Annotated in this window: 3 protein-coding genes; all 3 read right to left on the reverse strand. The window is 55.1% G+C overall.

Annotated features, from left to right (window positions below; all coding sequences use genetic code 11):
* Positions 1-276 (reverse strand): 50S ribosomal protein L23 (gene rplW / locus Q8K05_RS00365; protein ID WP_305244571.1); only part of this gene is annotated, 276 nt, incomplete at its 3' end.
* Positions 273-896: a 50S ribosomal protein L4 gene (gene rplD / locus Q8K05_RS00370; protein WP_305244572.1), complete on the reverse strand. Its 624-nt coding sequence runs from the start codon at positions 894-896 to the stop codon at positions 273-275. The genes rplD and rplW, both read right to left, overlap by 4 nt.
* Positions 896-1,217 (reverse strand): 50S ribosomal protein L3 (gene rplC, locus Q8K05_RS00375; RefSeq protein WP_305244573.1); only part of this gene is annotated, 322 nt, incomplete at its 5' end. The genes rplD and rplC, both read right to left, overlap by 1 nt.

Here is a 1,217-nt window from a genome sequence, read left to right on the forward strand (position 1 = left end):
GTAGGCTTTGCGGAGATTATCCCGACGACCCACAGACTTGCCAAAGCGCTTGGTTTTGCCTTTGATGTTCAATACGGCAACCGCCTTGACGTCCACCTTGAACATCAATTCCACAGCGGCCTTGATTTCATATTTGGTAGCGTCCTGCAGGACCTTGAAGGTGACCGAATTGGATTTTTCCGCAATCATCGTGGCCTTTTCAGACACGATGGGTGCGACCAAAACCTGCATCAGGCGGCCTTCGTCATATTTGGTTTGGGCGTTCACGGCGCTCATGCAAACATCTCCTTGAGTTGGTCCATGGCGGCCTTGGTCACGAGCACCTTTTTGTAGTGCACCAGTGACAGCGGGTCGGCATAGCGGGGCTCAACAACCAGGATGTTGACCAGGTTGCGGGATGCCAGGTACAGGTTTTCGTCAACCTGATCAGCAATCACCAGCACCGATGAGTTGAGATTCATGGCCTTGAACTTGTCAGCCAGGACTTTCGTCTTGGGCGAGTCCACGGTCAGAGAATCAAGCACAGCCAGGCGGCCTTCGCGCGCCAACTGGGAAAAGATCGAAGCCATACCGGCACGATACATTTTCTTGTTGATTTTTTGCGTGAAGTTTTCATCAGGCATGTTCGGGAAAATACGACCGCCTCCGCGCCACAGCGGGGAAGAAGTCATACCTGCACGTGCGCGACCGGTACCCTTTTGTTTAAAAGGCTTTTTGGTCGAGTGACGGACCTGCTCACGGTCTTTCTGGGCGCGGGTGCCTTGGCGGGCATTGGCCTGGAAGGCCACGACCACCTGATGAATCAGGCTTTCGTTGTATTCGCGACCAAAAACGGTATCCGGCACGTCCACTTTGGACAAGGCCAGACCTTGGTCATTCAGGAGTTCGACCTGCATCAGTTCGCTCCTTTAGCGGCGGTGGAAGGCTTGACCTTGATCGCGGCACGCACCGTGACAAAACCGCCTTTGGAACCAGGCACAGCGCCACGAATCATCAGCAGTTGACGGGCTTCGTCGATGCGCACGATGTCGAGGTTCTGCGTGGTGATGGTGGCATCACCCATGTGACCCGTCATGCGTTTACCAGGAAACACGCGACCAGGATCTTGCGCCATACCGATGGAGCCGGGAACGTTGTGCGAACGGCTGTTACCGTGCGACGCGCGCTGCGACTTCATGTTGTGACGCTTGATGGTGCCGGCAAAGCCTTTACCAATG

It is taken from the genome of Polaromonas sp., from assembly GCF_030682935.1.
GTDB lineage: Bacteria > Pseudomonadota > Gammaproteobacteria > Burkholderiales > Burkholderiaceae_C > Polaromonas.

Bases quoted from the DNA above. Each gene is read 5' to 3' on its own strand.
- rplD (WP_305244572.1), bottom strand. From the start codon at position 896: ATGCAGGTCGAACTCCTGAATGACCAAGGTCTGGCCTTGTCCAAAGTG.